The organism is Massilia sp. 01N417 (assembly GCF_056399645.1).
Map to the genome: position 1 here is coordinate 40,292 of NZ_JBFTRS010000023.1, position 23,203 is coordinate 63,494.

Annotated in this window: 20 protein-coding genes and 1 tRNA gene; 10 read left to right on the forward strand and 11 right to left on the reverse strand. The window is 69.6% G+C overall.

Going from position 1 to position 23,203, the window contains the following annotated elements; genetic code table 11:
* Nucleotides 1-14: 14 nt before the first annotated feature.
* Nucleotides 15-590 (forward strand): elongation factor P, encoded by a 576-nt coding sequence (locus tag AC1DOQ_RS21650; RefSeq protein ID WP_442124428.1) that lies wholly within the window; start codon nucleotides 15-17, stop codon nucleotides 588-590.
* A gap of 66 nt (nucleotides 591-656) precedes the next feature.
* Here the strand turns inward: AC1DOQ_RS21650 and AC1DOQ_RS21655 are convergent, their stop codons facing one another.
* Nucleotides 657-1,286 carry a TetR/AcrR family transcriptional regulator gene (locus AC1DOQ_RS21655; protein WP_477368996.1) on the reverse strand — a complete coding sequence of 210 codons (630 nt, stop codon included), beginning with the start codon at nucleotides 1,284-1,286 and terminating at the stop codon, nucleotides 657-659.
* Between the two features lie 347 nt (nucleotides 1,287-1,633).
* Between AC1DOQ_RS21655 and AC1DOQ_RS21660 the strand changes: the two genes are divergently transcribed.
* From AC1DOQ_RS21660 to AC1DOQ_RS21670, 3 genes are read left to right on the forward strand one after another with little or no spacing between them, the layout of a single operon-like run.
* The gene (locus AC1DOQ_RS21660; protein WP_477368998.1) at nucleotides 1,634-3,241 is read left to right on the forward strand and encodes an amidase; all 1,608 of its coding nucleotides are present in this window, start codon (nucleotides 1,634-1,636) and stop codon (nucleotides 3,239-3,241) included.
* A 19-nt stretch (nucleotides 3,242-3,260) separates the two neighbouring features.
* Nucleotides 3,261-4,715, forward strand: coding sequence for a S41 family peptidase (locus AC1DOQ_RS21665; protein ID WP_477369000.1), 1,455 nt, complete (start codon nucleotides 3,261-3,263; stop codon nucleotides 4,713-4,715).
* Nucleotides 4,712-5,089: a nuclear transport factor 2 family protein gene (locus AC1DOQ_RS21670; protein ID WP_477369002.1), complete on the forward strand. Its 378-nt coding sequence runs from the start codon at nucleotides 4,712-4,714 to the stop codon at nucleotides 5,087-5,089. Before AC1DOQ_RS21665 ends, AC1DOQ_RS21670 begins: the two co-directional genes overlap by 4 nt.
* Here AC1DOQ_RS21670 and AC1DOQ_RS21675 read toward each other — a convergent pair.
* Nucleotides 5,086-6,384, reverse strand: coding sequence for a GMC family oxidoreductase N-terminal domain-containing protein (locus AC1DOQ_RS21675; RefSeq protein ID WP_477369004.1), 1,299 nt, complete (start codon nucleotides 6,382-6,384; stop codon nucleotides 5,086-5,088). The genes AC1DOQ_RS21670 and AC1DOQ_RS21675 overlap by 4 nt on opposite strands.
* A gap of 218 nt (nucleotides 6,385-6,602) precedes the next feature.
* Here AC1DOQ_RS21675 and AC1DOQ_RS21680 point away from each other — a divergent pair, with 218 nt between their 5' ends.
* Nucleotides 6,603-7,046, forward strand: coding sequence for a GNAT family N-acetyltransferase (locus AC1DOQ_RS21680; RefSeq protein ID WP_477369006.1), 444 nt, complete (start codon nucleotides 6,603-6,605; stop codon nucleotides 7,044-7,046).
* Between the two features lie 12 nt (nucleotides 7,047-7,058).
* Here AC1DOQ_RS21680 and AC1DOQ_RS21685 read toward each other — a convergent pair whose 3' ends face one another.
* The 9 genes from AC1DOQ_RS21685 to AC1DOQ_RS21725 all read right to left on the reverse strand — a co-directional run bounded on the left by AC1DOQ_RS21685 (nucleotide 7,059) and on the right by AC1DOQ_RS21725 (nucleotide 17,360).
* The gene (locus AC1DOQ_RS21685; RefSeq protein WP_477369008.1) at nucleotides 7,059-7,601 is read right to left on the reverse strand and encodes a TssQ family T6SS-associated lipoprotein; all 543 of its coding nucleotides are present in this window, start codon (nucleotides 7,599-7,601) and stop codon (nucleotides 7,059-7,061) included.
* A 14-nt stretch (nucleotides 7,602-7,615) separates the two neighbouring features.
* Nucleotides 7,616-8,833, reverse strand: coding sequence for a serine/threonine-protein kinase (locus AC1DOQ_RS21690; RefSeq protein WP_477369010.1), 1,218 nt, complete (start codon nucleotides 8,831-8,833; stop codon nucleotides 7,616-7,618).
* Between the two features lie 120 nt (nucleotides 8,834-8,953).
* Complete coding sequence (dbpA, locus tag AC1DOQ_RS21695; protein WP_477369012.1) at nucleotides 8,954-10,363, reverse strand: ATP-dependent RNA helicase DbpA; 1,410 nt, start codon at nucleotides 10,361-10,363, stop codon at nucleotides 8,954-8,956.
* Between the two features lie 110 nt (nucleotides 10,364-10,473).
* Nucleotides 10,474-10,713: a hypothetical protein gene (locus tag AC1DOQ_RS21700; RefSeq protein WP_477369014.1), complete on the reverse strand. Its 240-nt coding sequence runs from the start codon at nucleotides 10,711-10,713 to the stop codon at nucleotides 10,474-10,476.
* Between the two features lie 63 nt (nucleotides 10,714-10,776).
* Nucleotides 10,777-10,853: transfer RNA gene (locus AC1DOQ_RS21705), tRNA-Met, on the reverse strand.
* 10 nt (nucleotides 10,854-10,863) lie between these two features.
* Nucleotides 10,864-12,027: a methyltransferase gene (locus AC1DOQ_RS21710; RefSeq protein ID WP_477369016.1), complete on the reverse strand. Its 1,164-nt coding sequence runs from the start codon at nucleotides 12,025-12,027 to the stop codon at nucleotides 10,864-10,866.
* A 10-nt stretch (nucleotides 12,028-12,037) separates the two neighbouring features.
* Nucleotides 12,038-12,250 carry a hypothetical protein gene (locus tag AC1DOQ_RS21715; RefSeq protein ID WP_477369018.1) on the reverse strand — a complete coding sequence of 71 codons (213 nt, stop codon included), beginning with the start codon at nucleotides 12,248-12,250 and terminating at the stop codon, nucleotides 12,038-12,040.
* A 53-nt stretch (nucleotides 12,251-12,303) separates the two neighbouring features.
* Nucleotides 12,304-16,089, reverse strand: coding sequence for an AAA family ATPase (locus AC1DOQ_RS21720; RefSeq protein ID WP_477369020.1), 3,786 nt, complete (start codon nucleotides 16,087-16,089; stop codon nucleotides 12,304-12,306).
* Nucleotides 16,086-17,360, reverse strand: a complete 1,275-nt coding sequence (locus AC1DOQ_RS21725; RefSeq protein ID WP_477369022.1) for an exonuclease SbcCD subunit D C-terminal domain-containing protein — start codon at nucleotides 17,358-17,360, stop codon at nucleotides 16,086-16,088. The genes AC1DOQ_RS21720 and AC1DOQ_RS21725 overlap by 4 nt, the downstream gene beginning before the upstream one ends.
* Nucleotides 17,361-17,478: 118 nt before the next feature.
* Between AC1DOQ_RS21725 and AC1DOQ_RS21730 the strand changes: the two genes are divergently transcribed.
* The 5 genes from AC1DOQ_RS21730 to crcB all read left to right on the forward strand — a co-directional run bounded on the left by AC1DOQ_RS21730 (nucleotide 17,479) and on the right by crcB (nucleotide 23,117).
* Complete coding sequence (locus AC1DOQ_RS21730) at nucleotides 17,479-18,714, forward strand: winged helix-turn-helix domain-containing protein (RefSeq protein ID WP_477369024.1); 1,236 nt, start codon at nucleotides 17,479-17,481, stop codon at nucleotides 18,712-18,714.
* A gap of 228 nt (nucleotides 18,715-18,942) precedes the next feature.
* A complete protein-coding gene (locus tag AC1DOQ_RS21735; RefSeq protein WP_477369026.1) occupies nucleotides 18,943-19,584 on the forward strand; it encodes a hemerythrin domain-containing protein in 642 nt (213 codons plus the stop codon).
* A gap of 94 nt (nucleotides 19,585-19,678) precedes the next feature.
* Nucleotides 19,679-22,276 carry a DUF349 domain-containing protein gene (locus tag AC1DOQ_RS21740; protein ID WP_477369028.1) on the forward strand — a complete coding sequence of 866 codons (2,598 nt, stop codon included), beginning with the start codon at nucleotides 19,679-19,681 and terminating at the stop codon, nucleotides 22,274-22,276.
* Nucleotides 22,273-22,746 carry a molybdopterin synthase catalytic subunit MoaE gene (moaE, locus tag AC1DOQ_RS21745; protein ID WP_477369030.1) on the forward strand — a complete coding sequence of 158 codons (474 nt, stop codon included), beginning with the start codon at nucleotides 22,273-22,275 and terminating at the stop codon, nucleotides 22,744-22,746. Before AC1DOQ_RS21740 ends, moaE begins: the two co-directional genes overlap by 4 nt.
* Nucleotides 22,743-23,117 (forward strand): fluoride efflux transporter CrcB, encoded by a 375-nt coding sequence (crcB, locus tag AC1DOQ_RS21750; RefSeq protein WP_477369032.1) that lies wholly within the window; start codon nucleotides 22,743-22,745, stop codon nucleotides 23,115-23,117. The genes moaE and crcB overlap by 4 nt, the downstream gene beginning before the upstream one ends.
* Nucleotides 23,118-23,203 lie beyond the last annotated feature (86 nt).

Here is a 23,203-nt window from a genome sequence, read left to right on the forward strand (position 1 = left end):
AGTCAAAACTTCCTATGAAACCCGCAAAAGAAATCCGTGTCGGCAACATCATCATGGTCGATGCCAAGCCTTTCATCGTGCTGCGCTCCGACGTCAACGGCTCGAGCCGCACGGGCTTCACCTACAAGTGGAAGATGAAGAATCTTCTGACCAACGCCCCGCTGGAAAACGTGTTCCGCGGCGACGACAAGTTCGACGTGGTCGTGCTGGACAAGAAGCCGGTCACCTACTCGTACTTCGCCGATCCGCTGTACGTCTTCATGGACGAAGAGTACAACCAGTACGAAATCGAAGAAGAGAACCTGGGCGACGCCATCAACTACCTGAAAGACGGTATGGAATGCGAAGCCGTGTTCTACGACGGCAAGGCCATCTCGGTCGAACTGCCGATCACCATCGCACGCCAGATCATCTACACCGAGCCGGCCGTCAAGGGCAACACCTCGGGTAACGTGATGAAGGAAGCCCGCCTGGAAAACGCAATCGAGTCGAAGCAGTTCACCATCCAGGTGCCGCTGTTCGTCAACCAGGACGACGTCATCGAAATCGACACCCGTACCGCCGAGTACAAGAAAGTCGTGCGCAACTAAGCGACCGCCTCTCAAGAAAAAACGCTGCCTCGGCAGCGTTTTTTTTCGCTCATGCGCCGCAGCGTCCTAGCGGGTCTCCGGCCGGCAGCGCAGCCCGTCCACCAGCAAGCCCACCATCTTGCGCGTCAGCGCCGTGTCCTCGTCGGGATTCGCCTTGCACAGCGTGGCCGCCGCGCGCAGCAGTTCGTCCGCCTCGTAGCCGGGGCGGATCAGTTGCCTGTCGACCGCCGCCTGCAGCAGCGAGGCGAGGGCGGGGCGCAGGCGCGCATAGAAGTAATCGGGCAGCGAGGCGTAGGCAGCATGGTCCGACTGCAGCGCGTTCGACAGGCCGCGCTTGGTCAGGATGAAGTCGACATAGCGCTGCATCCAGCGCGCCAGCGCCTCGTCCGGCGGGTACTCGCCGGCGAAGCCGGCGGCGGCATCGGCGCAGGCGTCGATCTGCGACTTCATGACGGCGACGATCAGGTCGGCGCGCTGCGGGAAGTGGCGGTATAGCGTACCGACACCGACCCCGGCGCGTTCGGCGATCTCGCGCACCGGCGCATCGACGCCCGATTGCGTGAACACGTCCATGGCTGCCTGCAGCAGCGATTGCAGGTTGCGCTGGGCGTCGACGCGCTTGGCGCGCGGCTGCTGCTCATGGGCTTCCTGCGCGGCTTCCTGCGACGTCTCGTCCCGGTCTGGCTTCGTATGCATAAAAAAATCTATTAAACGGAACGTGGTTCCGGTTATAATTCGGAATCGCGTTCCGTTTTGTAATCCTACCAGAGGAGCTGCCATGTGCCAAACTCAATCATGCATGTTCTGCCGCTACAGGCGCCGCGCCGCGCCGGCAAACCTTCCGGTACCCACCTGCGCACAAGAAAACCTCCAGCGCGGCAAGCTGGACGCGGCCGAGCGCAGCGCCCGCCCATCGCCGACGCCGACCGTGGATCGCTCGCGTGCGGCGGCATCGATGGGGCATCCACCCTGCTGACATAAACACCGTGTCACATGAGCAACTTTACTGCTATGCTCATGCATTAATTGACACGGAGGATTGTATGAAGCGCAGGGATTTCGTTCGGCTTGGGCTTAGTGCAGGTGCGGCGGCGGGTGCAGTGGGGATGGCGCCGGCGGCGGGCGCCGCCGGCAACCGTGGCGCGGCCTCGTCCAGTATACTGGACGCCGGCGTCCAGGAACAGCAGGCCCGGATGGCGGCCGGCAAGCTGAGCTCGAAAACCCTGGTGCAGCAATACCTGGCGCGCATCGCCGCCATCGACAAGGCCGGCCCGCGCATCAACGCCGTCATCGAACTGAATCCCGATGCCGTCGCCATCGCCGAACAGCTCGACCGCGAACGTAAGGCCGGCAAGCTGCGCGGTCCGCTGCACGGCATCCCCGTCCTCATCAAGGACAATATCGCCACCGCCGATGCGATGAGCACCACGGCCGGCTCGCTGGCCCTGGCTGGTGTCCGCGCAAGCAAGGACGCCTTCGTGGCGCAGAAGCTGCGCGAGGCGGGCGCCGTCATCATCGGCAAGACCAACCTGTCCGAGTGGGCGAACATGCGCTCGACCCACTCCGTCAGCGGCTGGAGCGGCCGCGGCGGCCAGACCCGCAACCCCTACGCACTGGACCGCAATACCAGCGGCTCGAGCTCGGGTTCGGGCGCGGCCATGGCCGCCGGGCTGGCCACCCTGGCGATCGGCACCGAGACCGACGGTTCGATCGTTTCGCCGGCCTCGACCTGCGGCATCGTCGGCATCAAGCCGACCCTGGGGTTGGTGAGCCGCAGCGGGATCATCCCGATCGCCCACTCGCAGGATACGGCCGGCCCGATGACCCGCAGCGTGGCGGATGCGGCGCTGCTGCTGGGCGCGATCGCCGGCCGCGATCCGCAGGACGCCGCCACCGGCGACGCCCAGGGCAAGGCCGCCGACTATGCGGCCGCGCTGCGCCTCGACGGCCTCAAGGGCAAGCGCATCGGCGTGGCCCGCAACCTCTTCGGCAGCAGCCCGGCCATCGATGCCGTGATCGAAAAGGAGCTGGCGATCCTGAAGGCGCAGGGCGCGATCCTGGTCGACGTGCAGGTGCCGAACGTCGACAAGTACGGCGACAGCGAACTCGAAGTGCTGCTGGCCGAGTTCCGCCCCGACCTCGAAGCCTGGCTGCGCGACTACGCCCCGCATGCGCCGGTCAAGACCATGGCGGACGTGATCGCCTTCAACGAGAACAACGCCGGCCGCGAGCTGCAGTTCTTCGGCCAGGAGCACCTGGCCGCGGCGCAGAAAAAGCCCGGCCTGGACGACAAAGCCTACCGCGACGCACTGGCCAACAACCACCGCTATTCGCGCGACGAGGGCATCGACAAGATCCTGAAGGACGAGAAGCTGGACGCCCTGGTCGCGCCGACCGGCGGCACCGCCTGGCTGACCGACTACATCAACGGCGACCACTACGGCGGCAGCTTCTCCTCGCCGGCGGCGGTGGCCGGCTATCCGCACGTGACGGTGCCGGCCGGTTACGTGCAGGGCCTGCCGGTCGGGATCTCCTTCGTCGGCACCGCCTGGACCGAAGCCTCGCTGATCGGCATGGCCTACGCCTACGAGCAGGCCAGCCTGCGCCGCCGTCCGCCGGTGTTCCCGGCGACCGTCAATCTCAAGGCCTGAGCCCGTGCGCGCCCCGGCCTTGAAACGCACGCTGTGCCTGGCGATGCTGGGCGCGGCACTGGGTGCGGCGCTGCAGGCGCAAGCCCAGGACTGGGCCGCGATCGCGCGCCAGGACCTGGACTTCGCCGCCGATGCGATCCGCACCCGCCACGCCGGCTACGTGGCCGGCCTGCCGAGCGTGACCATGCCCTTCGAGGGCGGCCTGCGGCTCGCCCGCGCCGAGGCGGCGGGCGTGCGCAGCGAGCAGGACTACCGGCGCATGATGATGCGCTTCGTCGCCGGCTTCGGCGACCCGCACATGGGCATCGACCTACGCCTGGCCATCCACGGCTGGACCGGCATCGTGCTCGACCAGGCCGGTGGCCTGAACAGCGGCCGCTATCGCGTGAGCTGGTCCGAGCCCGGCTGGCCGACCCCGCTGCCGCCGGTCGGCAGCATCGCCCAGTCCTGCGACGATGTCTGGACCGGCACCTGGCTGCAGATGCAGGTGGCGCCGTTCACCAACCGCAGTCCCGAGTATGCGACCGCGTCCGGCGCCTTCGCCCAGCAGGTGATGTTCGACTACGGCCTGGGCTGGACGCCGAAGCAGTGCGTGTTCGTGCTGCCGGACGGCAGCCGCAAGCGCTACGAGCTGCCGCTGCGCAGCGTGCCGGGCGAGGTCGCGCAGCAGCACATCGACGAGATCCGGCCGCGTTTCCGTGCGACGGCCAAGCCGGTGGGCCTGACGGCGCTGGGCCCCGGCAGGCACTGGGTCGGGATGCCGAACTTCAATGGCGAGCGCTCCGGCGCCGCCTACGAAGCCCTGTATCCGCAACTGGCCGCGCTGCGGCAGGCAAAGGCGGGCTGGATCGTGTTCGACCTGCGCGGCAACGGCGGCGGCGACTCGAGCTGGGGCAGCCGCGCGCTGGCGGCGCTCTACGGTGAAGCCTATGCGGCCAAGCTGGGCGAGGCCGGCGGCGCCAGCAAGTACCAGATCGCGGATGCCGAGACGGCGAAGCTGCTCAGGCACTACATTGCCGACGAAACCCACGCCGCATCGAAAGCGGAGTTCGAAGCCGACCTGGCCAAGGTCGAAGCGGCGATGCGCGCCGGCCAGAAGATGGCGCTGCTGTCCGGCGATCCGGACGCGCAGACCCGGACCCTGAAGCTGCCGCGGCCGCACGGCCCGCGCATCGCGGCCCTCATCGACCGCAGCTGCTTCAGCTCCTGCATGAACTTCGTGCAGCGGCTCAGGGCGGCGAGCGACACCGTGGTGCTGGGCGAGGCGACGATCGGCTATTCTCCCTTCGGCGAGGTCGACCGCCATCCGCTGCCGAGCGGCCGCGGCGCCCTGGTCATCCCCTCGGCGCTGTTCAGGACGGCGACGGCGACACGCGAACCCTTCATCCCGGACCTTGCCTTCGACGGCAATATGGCGGACGATGCAGCGCTGCAGAAATGGGTCAACACAACACTCGACAGGATGGGAAAATGACGACACAGAATCTCAAGGAAGCCGCCGTGGCCTTCCTGGAAATGACCGCCGCCGGCCAGGTGGAGCAGGCCTTCGAACGCTTTGCCGGCGCCGGCTTCCGCCACCACAATCCCTATTTTGCCGGCGACGCCGCCGCCATCAAGGCCGGCATGATCGAGAACGCGGCGCGCTTCCCGGGCATGGTGTTCGAGGTGCAGCGCGCGATCGCCGAGGGGCCGCTGGTGGCCGTCCATTCGCGTGCGCGAATGACGCCGGACGGCGCCGACATCGCGGTGGTCCACATCCTGCGCTTCGAAGGCGAGCGCATCGCCGAGATGTGGGACATCGGCCAGGCCCGGCCGGACCCGATGCCGAACGAGAACGGGATGTTCTAGGCCTCTAGGCCGGCAGCCAGTTGCTTGCCCAGGCGCTTGCCCAGCGCCAGCAGGGTGAGCGTCGGCGGCAGTCCCCAGGGCTCGGGGATCACCGAGGCGTCGCAGACGTAGAGGCCTGGTGTGGCGGTACGCAGCCCGGCGTCGACCTGCTCGCCGATGCGCAGGCTGCCGCCCGGGTGGGCGGCGAAGTGGTGGCTGGCGAACACGTGGCGGGCGCCGGCCCGCTCCAGGATGCCGCGCGCGATGGCCATGCCCTTGCCGAACTTCTCGCGGTCGGCCGGCTGCAGGGTCTTGTCGACCCAGCGCCGGCCTATGCTGCCGCCGACCTGGTCGCGGATCTTGACCATGATGCTGAGGGTGCGGCGATGCGCCAGCAGGCGGTCGAGGCGTCCGGCCTGCAGGGCAAAGGCCTGGTACATGGCTTGCGGCAGGGTCAGGTCGGCCAGCGCGATGCCGTCTTCGGGCCAGCTGGCGCCGGCGGCCATCGGCACTTCCGCGCCACCGTCGATATCGTCGACGCTGCCCATCATGGCGATCACCGGATCGCTGAAGAAGGCGGCCGCTTGCTCCAGCAAGCCTGAGGCGCGCAGCAGGCGCGGGCTGCCGATGCCGCCGGCGGCCAGCACCACGAGGCCGGCGCGCAGTTGCTCTCTTTCTCCGGCGATCGTGGCTTCCACGCCCACCGCGCGGCCGTCCTCCACCAGCACCCTGTCCACCCGCGCGCGCTCGCGCAGCACGGCGCCGCGGCGCCGTGCCTCGTCGACGAAATCGCGGGCCGTCCACTTGGCGCCGTAGGGGCAGCCGGTCACGCAGCGCCAGCATCCCGTGCGGCAGGCTTGCGGGCGGATCAGCTTGTCGAGCTTGTGCCAGGGCAGGCCCAGTTCCCGCGCCGCCGTCATGATGCGCGCCGCCATCGGGCCGACCAGGCTGTCCGGCAGGGGCGCCATCGGCAGCTCGGCGCGCAGCTCCGCGAGCGCCGGCGCCAGGTCGATGCCGTGGGCCGCGAACATGGCGGCGGGCGGCGGGGCCGCGGTGGCGAAATTGATGGCCGAGGTGCCGCCCAGGGTGATCGCGCGCACCAGCAGCGAGGCGTCGCGGTGGATGAAGGCGCCCTTGCCAGGCACTGCGGCCATGGCCGCCATCTGCCCGAGCGTGCCCTTGAGCGGCTCGGCGCCGCCCTGTTCCAGCATCAGTACCGCGGCCCCGTTGGCGGCGAGCTCGCGCGCCACGCTGGCGCCGCCCGGACCGGTGCCGACGACGATCGCATCGAATGAGGAACGGGGGAGGGGAGGCATGTGTCGGGCTGGATGAGGAGTGGGGACCGGGCCGGAGCGCCAGACCGGCATGCTAGCACCTCTTGAGGGCGACGTGCGTGAGAAAAGCTGGTTCGTTGTAAATACTGTAATCACATTTGGTAACATCTACTTACAAATAGCGTGGTTGTTTTACATTCCCGCGCTCGCGTGGCGGGTTGCCGCGTTTTAAGCTGGGAGGAGTTAACAAACATTCTCCCATGCAATCTTCTCTCACCTTCCGCCCCCTGAGCGCTCCGCTGCCCGACAAGGTCTTGCTGGCATTCCGCAAAGACGCAGGCTGGAGCAACCGCGACACTTCCGCTGCCGCCAATGCCGGTGGAATGGGCGGCCTGGTCCAGTGGGTCACGGTCGAGTCGGGAAAGAAGAGGGTTGCCATTGCCCGCCTCGAGCTGGCGGCGCCGCAGTTCTGTTTCGTGTCGGACCTGATCGTCCTGAATGCCCATCGCGGCCGCGGCATCGGCGAGTGGCTCATCAAGCAGATCGAGCTGCACTGCCTTGGGCTGGGCATTCCGCGCGTGCTGCTGCAGCCGATGGACCACAACCGCGCCTTTTACGAGAAGCTCGACTTCGTCGCGGATCCGCTGATCGCCGGTTTTCTGAAGAAGGAAATCCGGCCGCAGCGCAGGATGCTGCCTTTCTGATCCGGCGCGGATTCAGCGCGAAGCGACTGCTGCCTGCTTGGCCTTGGTGAAGACCGGACCCCACAGCGGGTGGCCGTGTTCGCCGGGCGCCAGGTCGAAGGCAGGATCCAGGCGCAGCGCCCGGTCGAAGGCCTGGCGGCACAGCGAGGGCCGCGAGGTCACGCAATAGCTGAAGGCCAGGTATTTCAGCGCCGCCAGCCGTGTCGGCAGCGGGCCGTTGTTGACGTCGCGCGCGGACAGGCGCCGGATCGCCCCATTGAAATCTCCCTCGTTGTACAAACGGATGCCTTCGCGCAGGCCGTTCGCCTCTTTCGGTGCGTCGGGGATGCCGTCGCCGTCGCGGTCGCGCATGCGGCTGGCGCTGTCGCGCGCCGGCGGCGGTGCATCGCCGCTGCGCTCGCGCTCCACGACCGCCGGCGTCTTGGGCGCGGCGGCTTTCGGATGCGAAGGCGTGCGGGCCTGTTTCTGGTCGAAGATCGGGAACTCGGCGCAACCGCCGAGCAGCATGGCGCCGGCGGTGGCGAGGACGAGGAGGTGGAGTCGCTGCTTGGTCATGGATGGATGTCTGCTCACCGGGGAGTGTCGCTGAAGTCGACGGCGATCTGGCCGCTGCCGGCGCCGGTATCGACTTCGAGCACGCGGTCGTGGAAATTCGGGTTGGCGACGCGGATCGTGTGCTTGCCGGGCGTGAGCGTCAGGCGCTTGACCGGCGGGCTGACGCCGCGGTCGACGCCGTCCACGTAGACCACGCCCCAGGGCTTGATCGCCAGCTTGTAGGTGCCGGAGGCGGCCGGTCCCGCGTGCGGCCGTGCCGGTGCGGGAAGGACGCCCGCGGCGGCCGGTGCCGGCGCGTCCGCTGCCGGCGGCAAGGCTGCGGACGCCGGCTCCGCGGCCTCGTCCAGGGCCGGTGCCGGTGCCGGTGCGGGGGCCTCGGGGGCCGGCGCACGCGCCTCGGCCTGCGCCAGTGGTGGCGGCACGGAGGCTGCGTCGCGCTGCGCGTGTTCGCCGGTCTGCGGCAGGGTCAGCACGATATGGTCGTAGGAGCCGGAGTCGCGCAGTTCCGCGAACAGGGCCAGCGCGACGGCGACCAGGAAGGCGCCGCCGCCGCCGGCGAGGGCCCAGCGCTGCCAGCGCGACAGGCCGCCGAGGCGCGCAGCGCCGCCCTCGCGCATGAAGGAGGGCGAGCCGTCGTCCGGCACCGGGGCCGCCGGCAGGGGCTTCGGCGATGCTGTCGAGGGCTCGGCGCCGGGCTGCACGGGCGTGAGGGGCCGGAAGGCCAGCGGTCCGTCCGCCGGCGCAACGGCAGGCGCCGCCGGTATCGCCGGCCCGAGCGACACGATGCCGAGGATGTGGCGCAGCTCGTCGATGCTGCGCGGGCGTTCGGCCGGATCGCTCGACATGCAGCGGTCGACCGCGGTGACCAGGGAATCGCTGTAGCCTTCCGGCGCGCGGCCGCGCAAGGGACCGGTGGGCGCCAGCTCGCGCGTGATCGCGAAGTGCACGACCCGCGCCAGCGCGGTCAGGTCGGCCGCTTCGTCCTGGACGTCGTCGAGTTCGGTGGGAATCAGCAGGGGCTCGCCGTTGTCGTGGAAGACGACGGTGTCCGGCGTGATCGCCCGGTGCGGCATGTGCATCGCGTACTGCAGTTCGAGCGACTGCAGCAGCTGGCGGAAGATCTTGCGGCACCAGACCTCGTTGACCTGCGCGGGATCGTGCTCGACGATGTCCCTGACGGTGCGGCCTTCGAGGCGCTGCTGCTCGGGTCCGATGATGAGTGTGCTGGTCATTTTGCTAACCTATATTTGTAGCAAATCATGCCAGATTTACGCGGACGATGCCCCGCGCTGCCCTCAACCGTGCGCGCCTGTTACGCCCGGTTACAACTCAGCAGTATCGGACTTCGCGCATCACACCTCGATAAAGCGCATCTTGAAGTTGCGGCCCTTGACCGTGCCGAACTCCGGACCGAGCGGATTGCCGCCGTTCAGGCGCGCGAAAGCCTCCTCGGCGACGCGGCGGTCCAGCGCCACGTAGCTGAAGAATTCGCCGATCTGGATCTTGCCGACCTGGTCCTTGTGCAGGCCGGCGTCGCCGGTGAGGGCGCCCAGCAGGTCGCCGGGACGCAGCTTGTCCTTCTTGCCGCCGGCGATGGCGAGCGTCAGCATCGGCGCCGGACCGTCGGGGAAGGTGTCGTCGCCGAGTTCGGCCAGCGGATGCCACTCGGCTTCCACCTGCTGGTATTCCTCGATCAGCTTGACCCACTTCTTTTCGTTCGGCGCAGCGAGGGTCAGGGCCTCGCCCGATTCGCCCGCGCGTCCGGTGCGGCCGATGCGGTGCACGTGCACTTCCGGATCCTTCGAGACGTCGACGTTGATCACGGCTTCCAGGCCGGCGACGTCGATGCCGCGCGCGGCGACGTCGGTGGCGCACAGCACCGTGCAGCTACGGTTGGCGAACATGGCCAGGGTCTCGTCGCGGTCGCGCTGCTCCATCTCGCCGTACAGCGCGCGCGCCGACCAGCCCTGCTCGCGCAGGTAGTCGGCCAGCTCGCGGCAGCGCGCCTTGGTATTGCAGAACAGGATCGCCGAGGTCGGGCGGAAATGGGCCAGGACGCGCGCCGCCGCTTCCAGGCGGCCCTCGAAGCCGATCTCATAGAAGCGCTGGGCGATGCGGACCGGTTCGTGGCGGCTCTCGACCAGCACTTCTTCCGGCTGGTTCAGGAAGCGCGCGGTGGCTTCGCGGATATCGTCCGGGTAGGTGGCCGAGAACAGCAGGGTCTGGCGATACGACGGACAGGCGCGCACGATGGCTGCGATGTCGTCGTAGAAGCCCATGTCGGTCATGCGGTCGGCCTCGTCCAGCACCAGGGTGCGCAGGCGCGCCAGGTCGAGGGTGCCCTTGCCCAGGTGATCGAGGATGCGGCCCGGGGTGCCGACCACGATGTGGGCGCCGAATTCCAGGGTCGCGATCTGCGGCCGCATCGGCACGCCGCCGGTGAGCACCACGACCTTCAGGTTGCCGATCCCCCGCGCCAGCCGGCGCAGCTCGTTCGCCACCTGGTCGGCCAGCTCGCGCGTCGGGCACATCACCAGGCCCTGCACCGCGAACAGCGCCGGGTTCAGCCTGAGCAGCATGCCGATGCCGAAGGCGGCGGTCTTGCCGCTGCCGGTCTTCGCCTGCGCGATCAGGTCGCGCCCGGCCAGCGCCAGCGGCAGGGTCGCGGCCTGGACCGGGGTCATGTCGTGGTAGCCGAGCTGGGTCAGGTTGGCGAGGAAGGGAGCGGCTAGCTGGAGGGAGGCGAAGGAGGTGTCGGACATGAGAGGCATCATTTTTTCCCGTCATCCCCGCGAAGGCGGGAATGACGGGCGAAGGGTAACGAAGGAAGTACGTAGCAGCTTAGCTGAACTTAGCTGAAAAGCGGCACGCTTTACGCCGCCGGCTTCCAGACCGGCAAACCGGTCAGGTCCAGGTCCGGATCCGACTTCCACACCGGCAGTCCGGTGGCGTCGGTTTCTTCCAGGTCCAGCAGCGGAATCTGTTCCTGCTTGAGCGCGGCGCGGCGGCTGCGTGGGGCGGGGCGCTTGGGCTCGGGAGCAACGGCCTCGCCCGGCTCGGCCGGCTCGAAGCCCGGCAGGTCGAAGGTGGCGTTGTCTTTCTTGTCTCTCATGCGCTGCGCTGGCCCAGAAAACAAAAGCCCGGCTCAAGAGTCGGGCTTCTGTCGTACAGTATTTGGTTGCGGGGACAGGATTTGAACCTGTGACCTTCGGGTTATGAGCCCGACGAGCTGCCAGACTGCTCCACCCCGCGTCTGAGAACGCTATTGTATCGCTTCCGGGCCCGAAGTGCAAATCCGCCACAGCGACGTCACTTCGCGCATGCGGGCGGCCGCCAGCGGGTCGTCCGGATCGCTGGCTTTCGGGTGCACGGGGCGGATGTCGTGGCGGCCCGCGACTACGAGTCCGGCGTCCGCGATCCAGCCCAGCAGCTGCTCGCGCGAGCGCAGGCCCAGGTGCTCGGCCAGGTCGGACAGGATCAGCCAGCCTTCGCCGCCTTCGAGCAGGTGCTCCTTCAGGCCGGCCAGGAAGCCGCGCAGCATGCGGCTGTCCGGATCGTAGACCGCATATTCGATCGAGGAACTCGGCTTGCCCGGCAGCCAGGGCGGATTGCAGACCACCAGCCTGGCGCGGCCCTGCGGGAACAGGTCGGCCTTCACCACCTCGACCTGGCCCTGCAGGCCCAGGCGTTCGACGTTGGCGCGCGCGCAGCCGAGTGCGCGCTCGTCCATGTCGGTCGCGATCACGCCCTGCAGGCCGCGATGCGCCAGCACCGCCGACAGCACGCCGGTACCGGCGCCGATGTCGAAGGCCAGCGTCGTACCCGCCGGCAGCGGCGCCTGCGCGACCAGTTCCACGTATTCGCCGCGCACCGGCGAGAACACGCCGTACCAGGGATGGATGCGCTCGTCGAGGGCGGGGATGAACACGCCCTTGCGGCGCCATTCGTGGGCGCCGATCACGCCCAGCAGCTCGCGCAGCGAAGCGACGAAGGCTTCACTGCCGGCGCCATACGCCTCGGTGCAGGCGTCATGCACATCGGGCGCGCGGCGCAGCGGGATCGAATAATCGGTCTCGAAGGGAATCAGCAGCATCGCCAGGGTGCGGGCACGCTGCAGCTGGGCCAGGCGGTGGCGGTGGAACTGTTCGGTAAGCGTCGCCGGCTTGGCGGCAGCCTTGGCGCGCTTGCTGCGGCCACCCTTGTGCTCGATCCGGCGTACCAGCGCCTGCAGCAGCTGGCGCGCATTCTGGAAGTCGCCGCGCCACAGCAGGCCGGTGCCTTCCAGGGCCAGCCGGTAGGCTGCGTCGGCGTTCATGGTGTCGTCGGCCAGTACGACCTTCTTCGGCGCCGGCCAGCCGCTCTCCGAGCGCCAGGCTGCCGAGCGCTGTTCGCCGTTTTCGATCCAGTGGATGCGTTCGTTGTTCAAGGGCGGCCGATCAGTGGTGATGGTGCCAGTGGAGTTCGTTCGACTCGACGTAGGACTTCACGGCATCCGGATTGCCGGTGGCGTGGCGCTTGATCTCGCCGCATTCGCAGATGCCCTGGTAGGGCTGGATGTGCGAGCAGGCCGAGACTTTCTGCAGGGTGACCTTGACCGGCTTGGCGCATTTGGCGCATTTGAAGGTCAGGAAGCGGGCGGGTTTGTTCATGGTTGGATGCGACAAATGTTAACGACGGGGAGAGGCGGGCATTTTAGCACCGCTCATTGCACGGTGATCGCGCTGCTGCCCCCGCCGGCCGGCCGCACCAGCACCTTGGTCGAAATCCGCTCCGTCATCTCCTGCACGTGCGAGATCACGCCCACCTTGCGGCCCTGCGACTGCAGGGTGTCCAGCGCATCCATGGCCACGCCCAGGGTGTCGCTGTCCAGGCTGCCGAAGCCTTCGTCGATGAACAGCGATTCCACCTTCACCCGGTTCGACGACAGCGAGGCCAGGCCCAGCGCCAGGGCCAGCGATACGAGGAAGGATTCGCCGCCGGACAGTGAGTTCACCGAGCGGATCTCGCCGCCCATGTCCTGGTCGCGCACCATCAGCGCCAGCGAGGGGCCGGCCTGGCTGGCGACGCGCTCCAGGCGGTAGCGGCGCGCCAGCTGGGACAGGTGGATGTTGGCGTAGCCGAGCAGGACGTCGAGCGTGAACTGCTGGGCGTAGTTGCGGAATTTCTTGCCGTCGGCCGAGCCGATCAGCTCCGACAACTTGGCCCAGCGTTCCTCGATGGCGCGCTGGCGTTCGATCTCGGCCATCATCGACTGCGCGCGCGTGCGCCGCTGCTCGTCCTCGCGGATGCGCAGCGCCAGGCCGGCGGCCGTCTCGTGGACGGCGCGGCGCTCGGCCTGCACGCCGTCGAGCAGGCGCGCCAGCGTCTCGGCAGCCGGCGCGGCATCGGCACTCTCGGGCATGGCCACCGCGGGCAGGGCGGCGCGCTGGCCTTCGTGCTGCTCGCGCTGGCTGCGCCGCTCGGCCAGCACCGCGGCCGCCTGGCGCGCGCGGCTGTCCAGTTCGAGCAGGGCGGCCCGCTCCTGGGCGATGCGGGCGGCGCCCACCGCCAGCAGGGTGGCCAGCTGCTGTTCGTTGTCCACCGGCTCCAGTCCGGGGTCGCTGCCGGCGAAGTCCTCGATCCATTGCGCCAGGCGGGTGGCGGCATCGCTTGACGCGCCCTGCAGGTCGGCGATGCGGCCCGAAGCCTGGGCCTGGGCGGCGCGCACGCGGGCCTCGAGCTGGGCCGCCTGCAGGCTGGCCGCCTGGCAGGAAGCCAGCGACTGGCGCGCCGCCGCCACCGCGGCGGCCAGGGACTGCTCGACCTCGAGCGCCTTGCGGCCATCGAAGAGCAGGGCGCGTTCCTGGCGGCGTTCGCGCAATTCTGCGTCGATGCGTTCGAAATCCTGGCGCGCGGCCTCGCGCTGGCGCAGGGCCTGCGCCGCGCGTTCGTCGAGCGCCGCCTGTCCCGCGGCCAGGGTGTCGATGCCGGCGGCGAGCCGCGAGCTACGGCTGGAGCGCTCCAGCCATTCCCCGGCCTGGGCCGCGCGCGCCTTGCGCCAGCCCGCCGGATCCCGGCGCCACTGGTCCTGCCAGCCGTCGCCGCAGGCTTCGCTCAGCACCGGATCGAGTTCCGCCAGCAGGGCGGACAGGCTGGCGGCCGCGGCTTCGCGGCGTGCCGCCAGGCCGGCGATGTCGGCGTCCAGCTTCGCCAGCTGGCCCTGGGCCTGCTGCGCCGCCGCCAGCTGCCGGGCATGCTCGGCGTTGGTCTGGTCCCAGGCCTGCTGGGCGGCGTCGCGCGCCAGCCGCGCACGGCCGAGCGCGTGATCGCGTGCTTCCAGCGCCTGGAAGTCGGCGCGCAGCCGGGCCGACTGCTCGCCGAACCAGGCGCTGCGGCCTGTCTCCGGCGCTTCCGCGGCCAGTGCGCTGCCCTGCCATTCCTGTTCCAGCTGGGCGACGCTGGCGGCGAGGCTTTCGCGTTCGCGGCCGAGCTGCGCGAGCCTGTCGCCGGCGGCCTCGAAGGCGGCGCGCTGTTCGGCCTGCAGATTCAGGTTGTCGCGCTGCTCGCGGCGGCGCACGGCGAGTTCCTCGGACAGGTTCGCCAGCACCGCGTGCAGGCGTTCATCCTGGTGGCGGTAGGGGTGATCCTCGGCGCCGCAGACCGGGCAGGGATCGCCGTCGACCAGGGTCGCGCGCAGGCTTTCGACGCCGTCGGCGCAGGCCAGCTGGGCGCCCTTCAGCAGGCGTTCGGCCTGGACCACCTGGGCATCGAGCGCGATGCCGGCTGCGCGCGCGGCGTCCAGCATGTCCTGGGCGGTGGCACGGGCCTGGCTGGCCTGCTGCGAGCCGGCATCGAGTTCGCCCAGGCGCTGGCGGGCGCTGCCCAGCGCATTCCAGGTCTGTTCCAGCGACGCCAGGCGTTCGCGGCGCGCGTCCAGGCGGCGGCGTTCCTCACGCAGGGCATCGGCGTCGATCGCGGCCAGTTCCTCGGCGGCCGTGCGGCGCGCGGCATCGCGGGCGGCCAGCAGCGCGGTCGCCGACTCCAGCGCGACGGCGGTGCGCTGGGCGGCGGCGGCGGCCTGTTCGGCGCCGGCCCTGGCTTCCTGCAGCGCAGCCGCCGATTGCGCATCCAGGCGCGCGGCATCCTCGGCCTGGGCAAGGCGCTGTTCCCAGCGCGTCCACTGGCCGGCCAGGCCTTCCAGCCGGTGCTGGGCGTCGAGCCAGGCGATCGTCTCCTGCAGGGCCTGGCGGGCGGCGACCAGTTCCTGGGTCTTGGCCAGGCGCGCCGCCTCGGCCTTCTGCGCTTCGGCCGCCGCGTCCTCATGCGCCGAGCGCGCCTTGGCGTGGGCCGGCACCAGGCTGTCCAGGGTCGCGTCCAGGACCTTGGCGCGGTCCAGTTGCGGCGCGGCGGCGCGCTGGGCATCTTCGGCCGTTTCCAGCTTGCGCTCGGCCTCCATCTGGCCGCGCAGCGCTTCCTGCTGGGCCGTCAGCGCGCGCGCCAGTTCCTGTTCGCCGGCCGCCAGCTGGGACTGCGCCTGGCGCTGCTCGTCGGCCAGGCGCGCCAGGTCGGCCATCAGCGGGCGCGCCGGCTGCACGGCGTCCAGGGTGGCCAGGCGCCGGCGCCGTTCGCCCGCCGCATCCAGCTCGGCGTTCGCAGCGGCGAGCAGGCCATCGGCGGCGCTTTCCGCGGCTTTCAGGCGCGCCAGCTCCTGGTGCCAGCGCAGCTGTTCTTCCAGCGCCGCGCGGCGCGTGTCGACGTCGGCGAGCTGCTGGCTGGCCTGGGCATGCTGTTCTTCGAGGGCTTCGCGTTCGGCGGGCGCCAGCGGTGCCTGGTCCTGCAGGCGCGAGGTCAGGCGGCGCATCGCTTCCTGTTCCCGGCGCCAGCGTTCGAAGGCGCGGCGCGAGATCTCGCCGTAGACCGTGCTGCCGGTCAGGGTCTCGAGCAGTTCGCCGCGCTCGTTCTCGTCGGTGCGCAGGAAGGCCGAGAACTCGTTCTGGGCCAGCAGCACCGAGCGCGTGAACTGTTCGAAGGAGAGGCCGATGCGGCGCTCGATCTCGCCCAGCACCTCGGTCTTGGTGGCGCCGATCGGCTGCAGTTCCGGCAGGCGCTGCAGGCTCATGGTGACGGGCTGCAGGGCGCCGGCGGCGCGGTTGCGCGAGCGGCGCACGCTCCAGCGCGCGCGGTAGCGGCCGGCGTCGTTGCCGACGAAGTCGACTTCCGCATAGGCTTCGGCGGTGCCCCGGCGAAGGAGTGTGCGGCGGTCCTGCACCGACAGCACCTCGATGCCGACGTCGGGCAGGAAGTTGCCGGCGCGCGGTCCCTTGATCAGGCGCGGCGTGGCGTCGTACAGGGCCAGGCAGAGGGCGTCCAGCAGGGTGCTCTTGCCGGCGCCGGTCGGGCCGCTGATCGCGAACAGGCCGCTCGATGCCAGCGGTTCCCTGTCGAAGTCGACCTCGAATTCGCCGGCCAGCGAGGCCAGGTTCTTGCCGCCGATGCGCAGGATCTTCATGCGCCCTCCAGGCCGTCGGCGCCGAGGAGTTCGGCGAAGGCGGCCAGCTGGTCGGCCGGTGCATCGTCGCCGAAGCGCTGCTGCCATAGCCGCCTGAAGATGTCGTCCGGCTGCAGCTGGGCCAGCTGGTCCAGGCTGAGGGCGGCGTCGATGCCGGCGGCGTTGACGAGCTTGCGGGTCGGTTCGATCTTCGCCAGGCGCACCGGCTTGCCTTCGAGCGCCGCCTCGACCTGGGCGCGCAGGCTCGGCTCGGGGCCGTCCAGCAGCACGCGGACTTCCAGGTAGGGCTGTTCGTGCGGCGGCAGCTCGGGCAGCTCGAGGCCGACCAGTTCCGCGATCACCTGCTTCAACGGCGCCGGCTGGGCCGGCACGCGCAGCAGCTCGACCGCGCGCGGCACCGGCAGCGGCACGATGTCCCTGGCCTTGCCGCCGTCGAGGTCGATCCGCAGCACCTGGTGCTGGTAGCCGATTTCGGCGAAGGAGAGCGGCAGCGGGCTGCCGCAGTAGCGCAGGTGGTCCTGCTTGCCGACCTTCTGCGCCAGGTGCAGGTGGCCCAGGGCGGCGTAGGCGATGCTGGGGTCGAACATCGACGCGGGCAGGGCTTCGGTGCCGCCGATCAGGATGCGGCGCTCGGAATCCGGCGAGGAATCGCCGCCGGTCATATGGCAGTGGCCCATGGCCAGGATGGCTTCCCCGTTCGCGCAGCGGCTGCGCGCCAGCTCGTAGGCCTGCCGGTAGAGCAGGGCGATGCCGGACATGTAGGCGTCGACGGCAGGATTTTCGCCACCGCCACCGCCTTCGCGGTCGGCGGCTTCGATGCGCGGCACGTCGCCCGGACGCAGGAAGGGGATCGCCACGCACCAGGCCTCGACCGCGCCGTCGCGGCCGGTCAGCGGCACCACCATGCGCCCGACGTCGATGCCGCCTGCGTCATCGCGCACCACGTGGCCGACCACCCGGGTGCCATGGGCTTCGAGCAGGGGACCGGGCGCCTCCAGGCGGCCCGGCGAATCGTGGTTGCCGGCGATGATGACGATGTCCAGCTGCGGCGACTTGGCGCGCGCCTGCTGCAGGAATCGGTAGAGCTGGCGCTGCGAGGCGGCCGACGGGTTCGAGTTGTCGAAGATGTCGCCCGCGATCAGCAAGGCATCCACCTGCTCGGCGACGATGGTGTCGAGCAGCCAGTCGAGGAAGCGCTGGTGTTCGTAGGTCCGGTCGAAGTTGTGCAGGGTCTGGCCGAGATGCCAGTCGGAAGTGTGCAGCAGCCGCATGTATTTCTGACAGGAAGATGGTGAGCGAAGGGGGCTAACTATATCCCAGACCTGATCTCGCTGACAAAAGTTCTCCGACGGATGAGCAACATGGCAATAGCTCAAATAAAATAGCCGAATGAGCGAACTGACCCTTAGTATCGGCGCCGCGCGCGCCCTACACCTCGCGGCCCAGGCCATGCTGCAGCCCCGCCGCGCCCGCGCCACCAGGGACGACGTGCTGGCCGCCATTCGCCGCATGGGCGTGCTGCAGATCGACACCATCAGCGTGGTCGCGCGCAGCCCCTACCTGGTGCTGTGGAGCCGCCTGGGCGACTACGATCCGGCCTGGCTCGAAGCCTTGCTGGCGGAAGGCAAGCTGTTCGAATACTGGGCCCACGAAGCCTGCTTCGTCCCGATCGAGGATTATGGCCTGTACCGCCACCGCATGCTCGACCCGCACTCGATGGGCTGGAAGTCCGGCGCGTCCTGGATGAAGGGGCATGCGGAGCAGGTCGACCGCGTGCTCGAGCACATCCGCCTCAATGGTGAGACGCGGGCGGCGGACTTCGAGCGCACGGACGGCAAGAGCGGCGGCTGGTGGGAGTGGAAGCCCGAGAAGCGTTCGCTCGAAGCCCTGTTCACGGCCGGCAAGGTGATGGTGGCGCGGCGCCAGAATTTCCATCGCGTCTACGACCTGGCCGAGCGCGTACTGCCCGGCTGGGACGACAGCCGCGCGCCCGCCATCGACGAAGTCCGGCGCGAATTCGTGCTGCGCGCGGTGAAGGCGCTGGGGCTGGCCAGGGCCGCCTGGATCCCGGACTACCACCGGACCCGCGCGCCGCATGTTGCGCCGCAGGCGCTGGCGGACCAGGGCCTGCTGCTGCGCGCCCGCGTCGAGGGCTGGAAGGATCCGGTGTTCGTGCACCCGGATCATGCGGCGCTGCTGGAGGAGGCCGCGGCGGGACGCCTGAATCCAACCGTGACCACCTTGCTGTCGCCCTTCGACCCCATCGTCTGGGACCGCCGCCGCGCGCTGGAACTGTTCGGCTTCGACTACCGTCTCGAGTGCTACACCCCGGCCGAGAAGCGGCAGTACGGCTATTTCACGCTGCCGGTGCTGCGCCGTGGCCAGCTGATCGGACGCATCGACGCCAAGGCGCACCGCGCGGCCGGCGTGTTCGAACTGAAATCGGTGGCGCTGGAGCCCGGCGTGCGGCCGAGCGAGCGCCTGCTGCGCGACCTGGCCGCCGCGCTGGCGCGCTGCGCACGCTGGCATGGCTGTCCGGCGGTGGAGGTGGGGCGCAGCGATCCCGACGCCGTGGCCGGCCAGCTGCGCGCGCTGGTCTCCTCGCCCCAGGCCATCGCCGCCTGACATCCTTCCCCCTCCCCAGGGGGAGCCCGGGGTTGCGGTTTGTTCCAGATCAAACCCACCCCCAGGACCCGTCCGTACACTAGGTGCTCTTTCAGGCCGATGAACAACGATACGGGGACACCCCTTCCTGCAGGCCTGTTCAAAACAAGCGCCTCCCATCCGAGCTTCCTGCCCGACCTCGCCGGTCAGGCTGGGCTTTGTGTCGGCGAAAAACTGAGCGGAGACCGAATGCTGACGTCAACTTACACCCTCGTTGCCTTGTCCGTGGAACAGACCACCGTTCGCTCGGCGCTCCAGTCGCTGGCGCGCGAATTGCATTCCCTGCCGGACGATCGCGGCATCCTCATACCCGGCCAGGCTGCCCGGCTGTGCACCGAGTTGCGCCGGGTGGTGGACGATTGCCACTGGCGCAAGCTGGACAAGTTCCTGGTGCCGGCCCTGCGCCGCGCCACCGAGGCCGCCGACGGCCTGTTGCGCGACCTCGAGCAGCTCAGCCAGGCCGCCAACGACGCGCTGGCGGCGGCCGAAGCCTGCGTCGACGCCGGGGTGCGCGGCGTCGGCCGCGGCAGCTTTTGCGAAGCCGTCGAGCGCTGCATCGCGGCCCTGCGCTGCCGTCTCGAGCGCGAGGAACACGAACTGTTCCCGCTGGCGCGCAGCCTGGTGCGCGGCGAGGCCTGGTTCGCGATCGCCAACCAGATGCTGGCCCACGACGCCGTCGCCCGCGAGCGCCGCGGGGCGGTCAGGTGCGGACGCGGACGGCCGCAGCCGGTCGAAGCCCGCCATTCCCTGTACGAGCCGCACGGGCATGGACACGACGGGCCCGGGCCGGAATTCGGGCGGCGCCACGCCATGCTGTCGCTGCTGCACTGAAGCCTGCCCGGGCGGCGGACCGCACGCGCCAGTCCGGTGGCGCGAGGCCATCAGGGTTTTGTTATGATGGCGATTTTGGAAGTGCGATTTCATCATGTTCGAGTTCCTATTCAAGCGGCCGGGCGACAACAAGCCCGGCGACAAGCCGGCTGGACAGGAGGCGCAACCGGAACAGGCGGCCTCCTCGGGGTCGGGCTCCAACGCGGCCCCGCAGCGCGCGCTGCAGGCCGAAAAGCTGAGCCGGCTCCAGGGCGACGAGGCCGCCGCGGTGGAATTCATCCTCCAATGCGAATTTTCCGAGCTGCGCCTGGCCGCGGCCGAATTCGTCCATCGCCCCGAGCTGCTGGAGCGCGTCCATACGGCGATGCGCAATACCGACCGCCGGGTTGCCAAGCTGATGCAATCGCGCCTCGATGCCCACCGGCATCACGAATCGGAACGGCGGCGCGGCGAAGCGACGCTGGAGCAGGCACGCGTGCTGCTCAAGGACGAGTTGCTGACACCCAATCATGTTGCCGACCTCGACCGCAAATGGGCGGTCATCGCCGCCCCCGAGCTGCAGGAAGAATTCGCCGGCGTGCGCGCCGCCCTGGCCCAGCGCCTGGAAGCCCAGGTGCAGTTGCAGCGCGCCATGATCGACCGCCTGGCCGCGCTGCGCCGGCTGCCGGGCGAGCCGCTGCCGGGGGACGAACTGGCCGCCCGCCTGGAAGCCCTCAGCCGGGAACAGGCCGAAGCCCTGCAGGCACCCGAATACCCCTCGCTGCCGCGCAGCCTGGTGGCCGAATTCGGCCTCGAAGCCCAGAAGCTGCAGGCCAGCCTGCATGAAATCGAAGCCGGCCGGGCCGCGCTGGCGGCGCGCGAAACTTTCATTACCGAGCAGCAGGCCAGGCCGGCGGCCGAACTGAATGCCGACGCGCTGCGCAAGGAATGGCATCGCCTGCCTCAGCTGGCGCAGCCGGCCCACCGCGAGGCCGCGGCGGCGCTGCAGCAGCGCTTCGACGCCTTGCTGGCGAGCCTGCCGCAGCCGGAGGCGCGCAAGCCACGCGAGCCCAAGGAAGCGCCCAAGCAGAAAGAAGCCAAAGAGCCGGGCCGCAGTCGCGGCGCCGATCAGCATTTCCTCGACACCATGGACGCGATGGAAGCGGCCCTGCAGCAGGGCTCGCTGGGCACGGCGGCCGAGCTCGACAAGTCCCTGAAGGAAGCGCGCGAGAAGGGCATGCGCCTGACGCCGGCCCAGTCCGACCGCCTGGCCCATGTGCGGGCCGAACTCAAGCGCCTGTCCGACTGGGCGCGCTGGGGCGGCAATGTGTCGCGCGAAGAACTGATCAAGACCGTGGAAGCCTTGCCGACGCAAAACCTGGCGATGAGCGAGCTGGCGAAGAAGGTCGGCAGCATGCGCGAGCGCTGGAAAGCCCTCGACAGCCTGTCCGGCGCCGCCCCGAAAAGCCTGTGGGAGCGCTTCGACGCCGCCTGCACCGCGGCCTATGCGCCGGCGGCGGCCCACTTCCGCCACCTGGCCGACGAGCGCCACGCCAACGCCGCGCGTGGCCAGGCCCTGATCGACGAGGCGAATGCCGAGATCGCGCGCCTGCAGACCGGCGAGGCCGAGTGGAAGCACGTGGCCGGCACCGTGCAGCGCCTGCGCCTGGCCTGGAGCCACCTGGGCGCCATCGACCGCAAGGAAAAGAAACGCCTCGATACCCTGTTCACCGACGCCCTGAATACCCTGCAGGGACCGCTGGAAGAGCAGCGCAAGGGCGAAATGGCGACCCGCGAGGCGATCATCGAGGAAGCCGCCGCGATTGACCCGCACGACCGCCACGCGATCGACATCATGCGCGCCCTGCAGCAGCGCTGGCAGGAGCATGCGCGCGCCTTGCCGCTCGAACGCAAGAGCGAGCAGGCGCTGTGGCAGCGCTTCCGCGCCGTCTGCGACGACGTGTTCCAGCGCCGCAAGGACAGCATGCACGAGGCCGACATCGAACGCCGTGCCCACGAGGCGGCCAAGGAAGCGATCAGCGCGCGCCTGGAAGCGGCCGCCGCCGACGTCACGCCGGCCACCGCCGGCAAGCTGCTGCGCGATGCCGCCGCCGAATGGCAGGCGATCGGCCCGGTGCCGCGCGCCCATGAGGCGCGGGTCGAGAAGCGCTACCACGCCGCGGTGGCACAGGTGCAGCAGAAGCTCGAAGCCGCCCGCCGCGCCGCCGGCGTGGCCCAGGCCGGCCAGTTGCGCGACAAGCTGCGCCTGGTGCAGGAGCTGGAACATGCCGTGGCAGGTGACGGTGCGACGGACAGCGACTGGGAAGCGCGCTGGAGCGCCTTGCCGCCGCTCGACGCCGAGATGGAGCGCACGCTGCGCAGCCGCTTCGACGCCGCGTTGCGCGCAATGCATGATGGGCGCGAAACCTACGCCCAGCTGCTGGAACGCAACCGCGACAAGCTGCTGCACGACCTGCTGCGCGCCGAGATCCGCGCCGGCATCGACAGCGGCCCCGAGTTCGCGCGCGAGCGCCTCAAGCTGCAGGTCGAGGTGCTGCAATCCTCGCTGAAGTCCGGCCACAAGGGCGGGCAGAAAGACGGCGGCGCAGACAGCCAGCTGCGCGAACTGGCCGCGCTGCCGGCCCTGCTCGACGCCCGCACCGCGTCGCGCATCGAACAGCTGTTCCTGCGCCTGGCCCGGGAGGGCAAATGACGGGGGCGTTCTTCAACGAAGTCAGGGTGCAGCGCGAAGATTTCGACCTCGGCGCGGAGGTGGCCCGCCTGCGCGCGGGCGATCCGCGCATCGGCGCCGTGGTGACTTTTGTCGGCACCGTGCGCGACCTGAACGATGGCGCCCGGGTGGCCGAGCTGGAGCTCGAACACTATCCGGAAATGACCGAACGCGCACTGCAGGACATCGTCGGGCAGGCCCGGACGCGCTGGCCGCTGTACGGTGCGCTGGTCGTGCACCGCGTCGGCCCGATGCTGCCGCTGGAGCAGATCGTGCTGGTGGCGGTCAGCAGCGCCCACCGCGGCGACGCCTTTGCCGCCTGCGAATTCATCATGGATTACCTGAAGACCGAGGCGCCGTTCTGGAAGAAGGAACAGACGCCGCAGGGCGCGCGCTGGGTCGATGCGCGCGTCAGCGACGATGCCGCCAAAGCGAAGTGGGCTGATCGATGAGCTGGGTGGCGGTCGGTCTTGGCGCCGCCCTGGGCGCCTGGTTGCGGTGGGGTCTGACTATTTTCCTGGGGCAATTGCACTCGCACATACAGCTCGGCACCCTGGCCGCCAACCTGGTCGGCGGCTACCTGATCGGCCTGGCGCTGGGCTTCTTCGGCAGCGATCCGGGCCTGTCGCCGGAATGGCGGCTGTTCGCGATTACCGGCTTCCTCGGCGGCCTGACGACCTTCTCCAGCTTTTCCGGCGAGGCGATGGTGCTGCTGCAGCGCGGCCACTACGGCTGGGCGCTGGCGCACTCGGCCGTGCACCTGCTGGGCTCGATCGGCTTCTGCATTGCGGGATTCGCTACCTGGCGTGCCATCGCGTCGTAAAGGCCTCTTCATCCCGCATCTTGAAAAACCGTTGCCGCATCCCTAACTTGGTTCTATTGTGAATACCAAACCCAACCACTAGGGGA

Excerpts from the sequence above, each read along its gene's own strand:
- AC1DOQ_RS21650 (WP_442124428.1), top strand. The coding sequence starts at position 15 with ATGAAACCCGCAAAAGAAATCCGTGTCGGCAACATCATCATGGTCGAT.
- AC1DOQ_RS21655 (WP_477368996.1), bottom strand. The coding sequence starts at position 1,286 with ATGCATACGAAGCCAGACCGGGACGAGACGTCGCAGGAAGCCGCGCAG.
- AC1DOQ_RS21660 (WP_477368998.1), top strand. The coding sequence starts at position 1,634 with ATGAAGCGCAGGGATTTCGTTCGGCTTGGGCTTAGTGCAGGTGCGGCG.
- AC1DOQ_RS21670 (WP_477369002.1), top strand. The coding sequence starts at position 4,712 with ATGACGACACAGAATCTCAAGGAAGCCGCCGTGGCCTTCCTGGAAATG.
- AC1DOQ_RS21675 (WP_477369004.1), bottom strand. The coding sequence starts at position 6,384 with ATGCCTCCCCTCCCCCGTTCCTCATTCGATGCGATCGTCGTCGGCACC.
- AC1DOQ_RS21680 (WP_477369006.1), top strand. The coding sequence starts at position 6,603 with ATGCAATCTTCTCTCACCTTCCGCCCCCTGAGCGCTCCGCTGCCCGAC.
- AC1DOQ_RS21685 (WP_477369008.1), bottom strand. The coding sequence starts at position 7,601 with ATGACCAAGCAGCGACTCCACCTCCTCGTCCTCGCCACCGCCGGCGCC.
- AC1DOQ_RS21690 (WP_477369010.1), bottom strand. The coding sequence starts at position 8,833 with ATGACCAGCACACTCATCATCGGACCCGAGCAGCAGCGCCTCGAAGGC.
- dbpA (WP_477369012.1), bottom strand. The coding sequence starts at position 10,363 with ATGTCCGACACCTCCTTCGCCTCCCTCCAGCTAGCCGCTCCCTTCCTC.
- AC1DOQ_RS21700 (WP_477369014.1), bottom strand. The coding sequence starts at position 10,713 with ATGAGAGACAAGAAAGACAACGCCACCTTCGACCTGCCGGGCTTCGAG.
- AC1DOQ_RS21715 (WP_477369018.1), bottom strand. The coding sequence starts at position 12,250 with ATGAACAAACCCGCCCGCTTCCTGACCTTCAAATGCGCCAAATGCGCC.
- AC1DOQ_RS21720 (WP_477369020.1), bottom strand. The coding sequence starts at position 16,089 with ATGAAGATCCTGCGCATCGGCGGCAAGAACCTGGCCTCGCTGGCCGGC.
- AC1DOQ_RS21725 (WP_477369022.1), bottom strand. The coding sequence starts at position 17,360 with ATGCGGCTGCTGCACACTTCCGACTGGCATCTCGGCCAGACCCTGCAC.
- AC1DOQ_RS21730 (WP_477369024.1), top strand. The coding sequence starts at position 17,479 with ATGAGCGAACTGACCCTTAGTATCGGCGCCGCGCGCGCCCTACACCTC.
- AC1DOQ_RS21735 (WP_477369026.1), top strand. The coding sequence starts at position 18,943 with ATGCTGACGTCAACTTACACCCTCGTTGCCTTGTCCGTGGAACAGACC.
- AC1DOQ_RS21740 (WP_477369028.1), top strand. The coding sequence starts at position 19,679 with ATGTTCGAGTTCCTATTCAAGCGGCCGGGCGACAACAAGCCCGGCGAC.
- moaE (WP_477369030.1), top strand. The coding sequence starts at position 22,273 with ATGACGGGGGCGTTCTTCAACGAAGTCAGGGTGCAGCGCGAAGATTTC.
- crcB (WP_477369032.1), top strand. The coding sequence starts at position 22,743 with ATGAGCTGGGTGGCGGTCGGTCTTGGCGCCGCCCTGGGCGCCTGGTTG.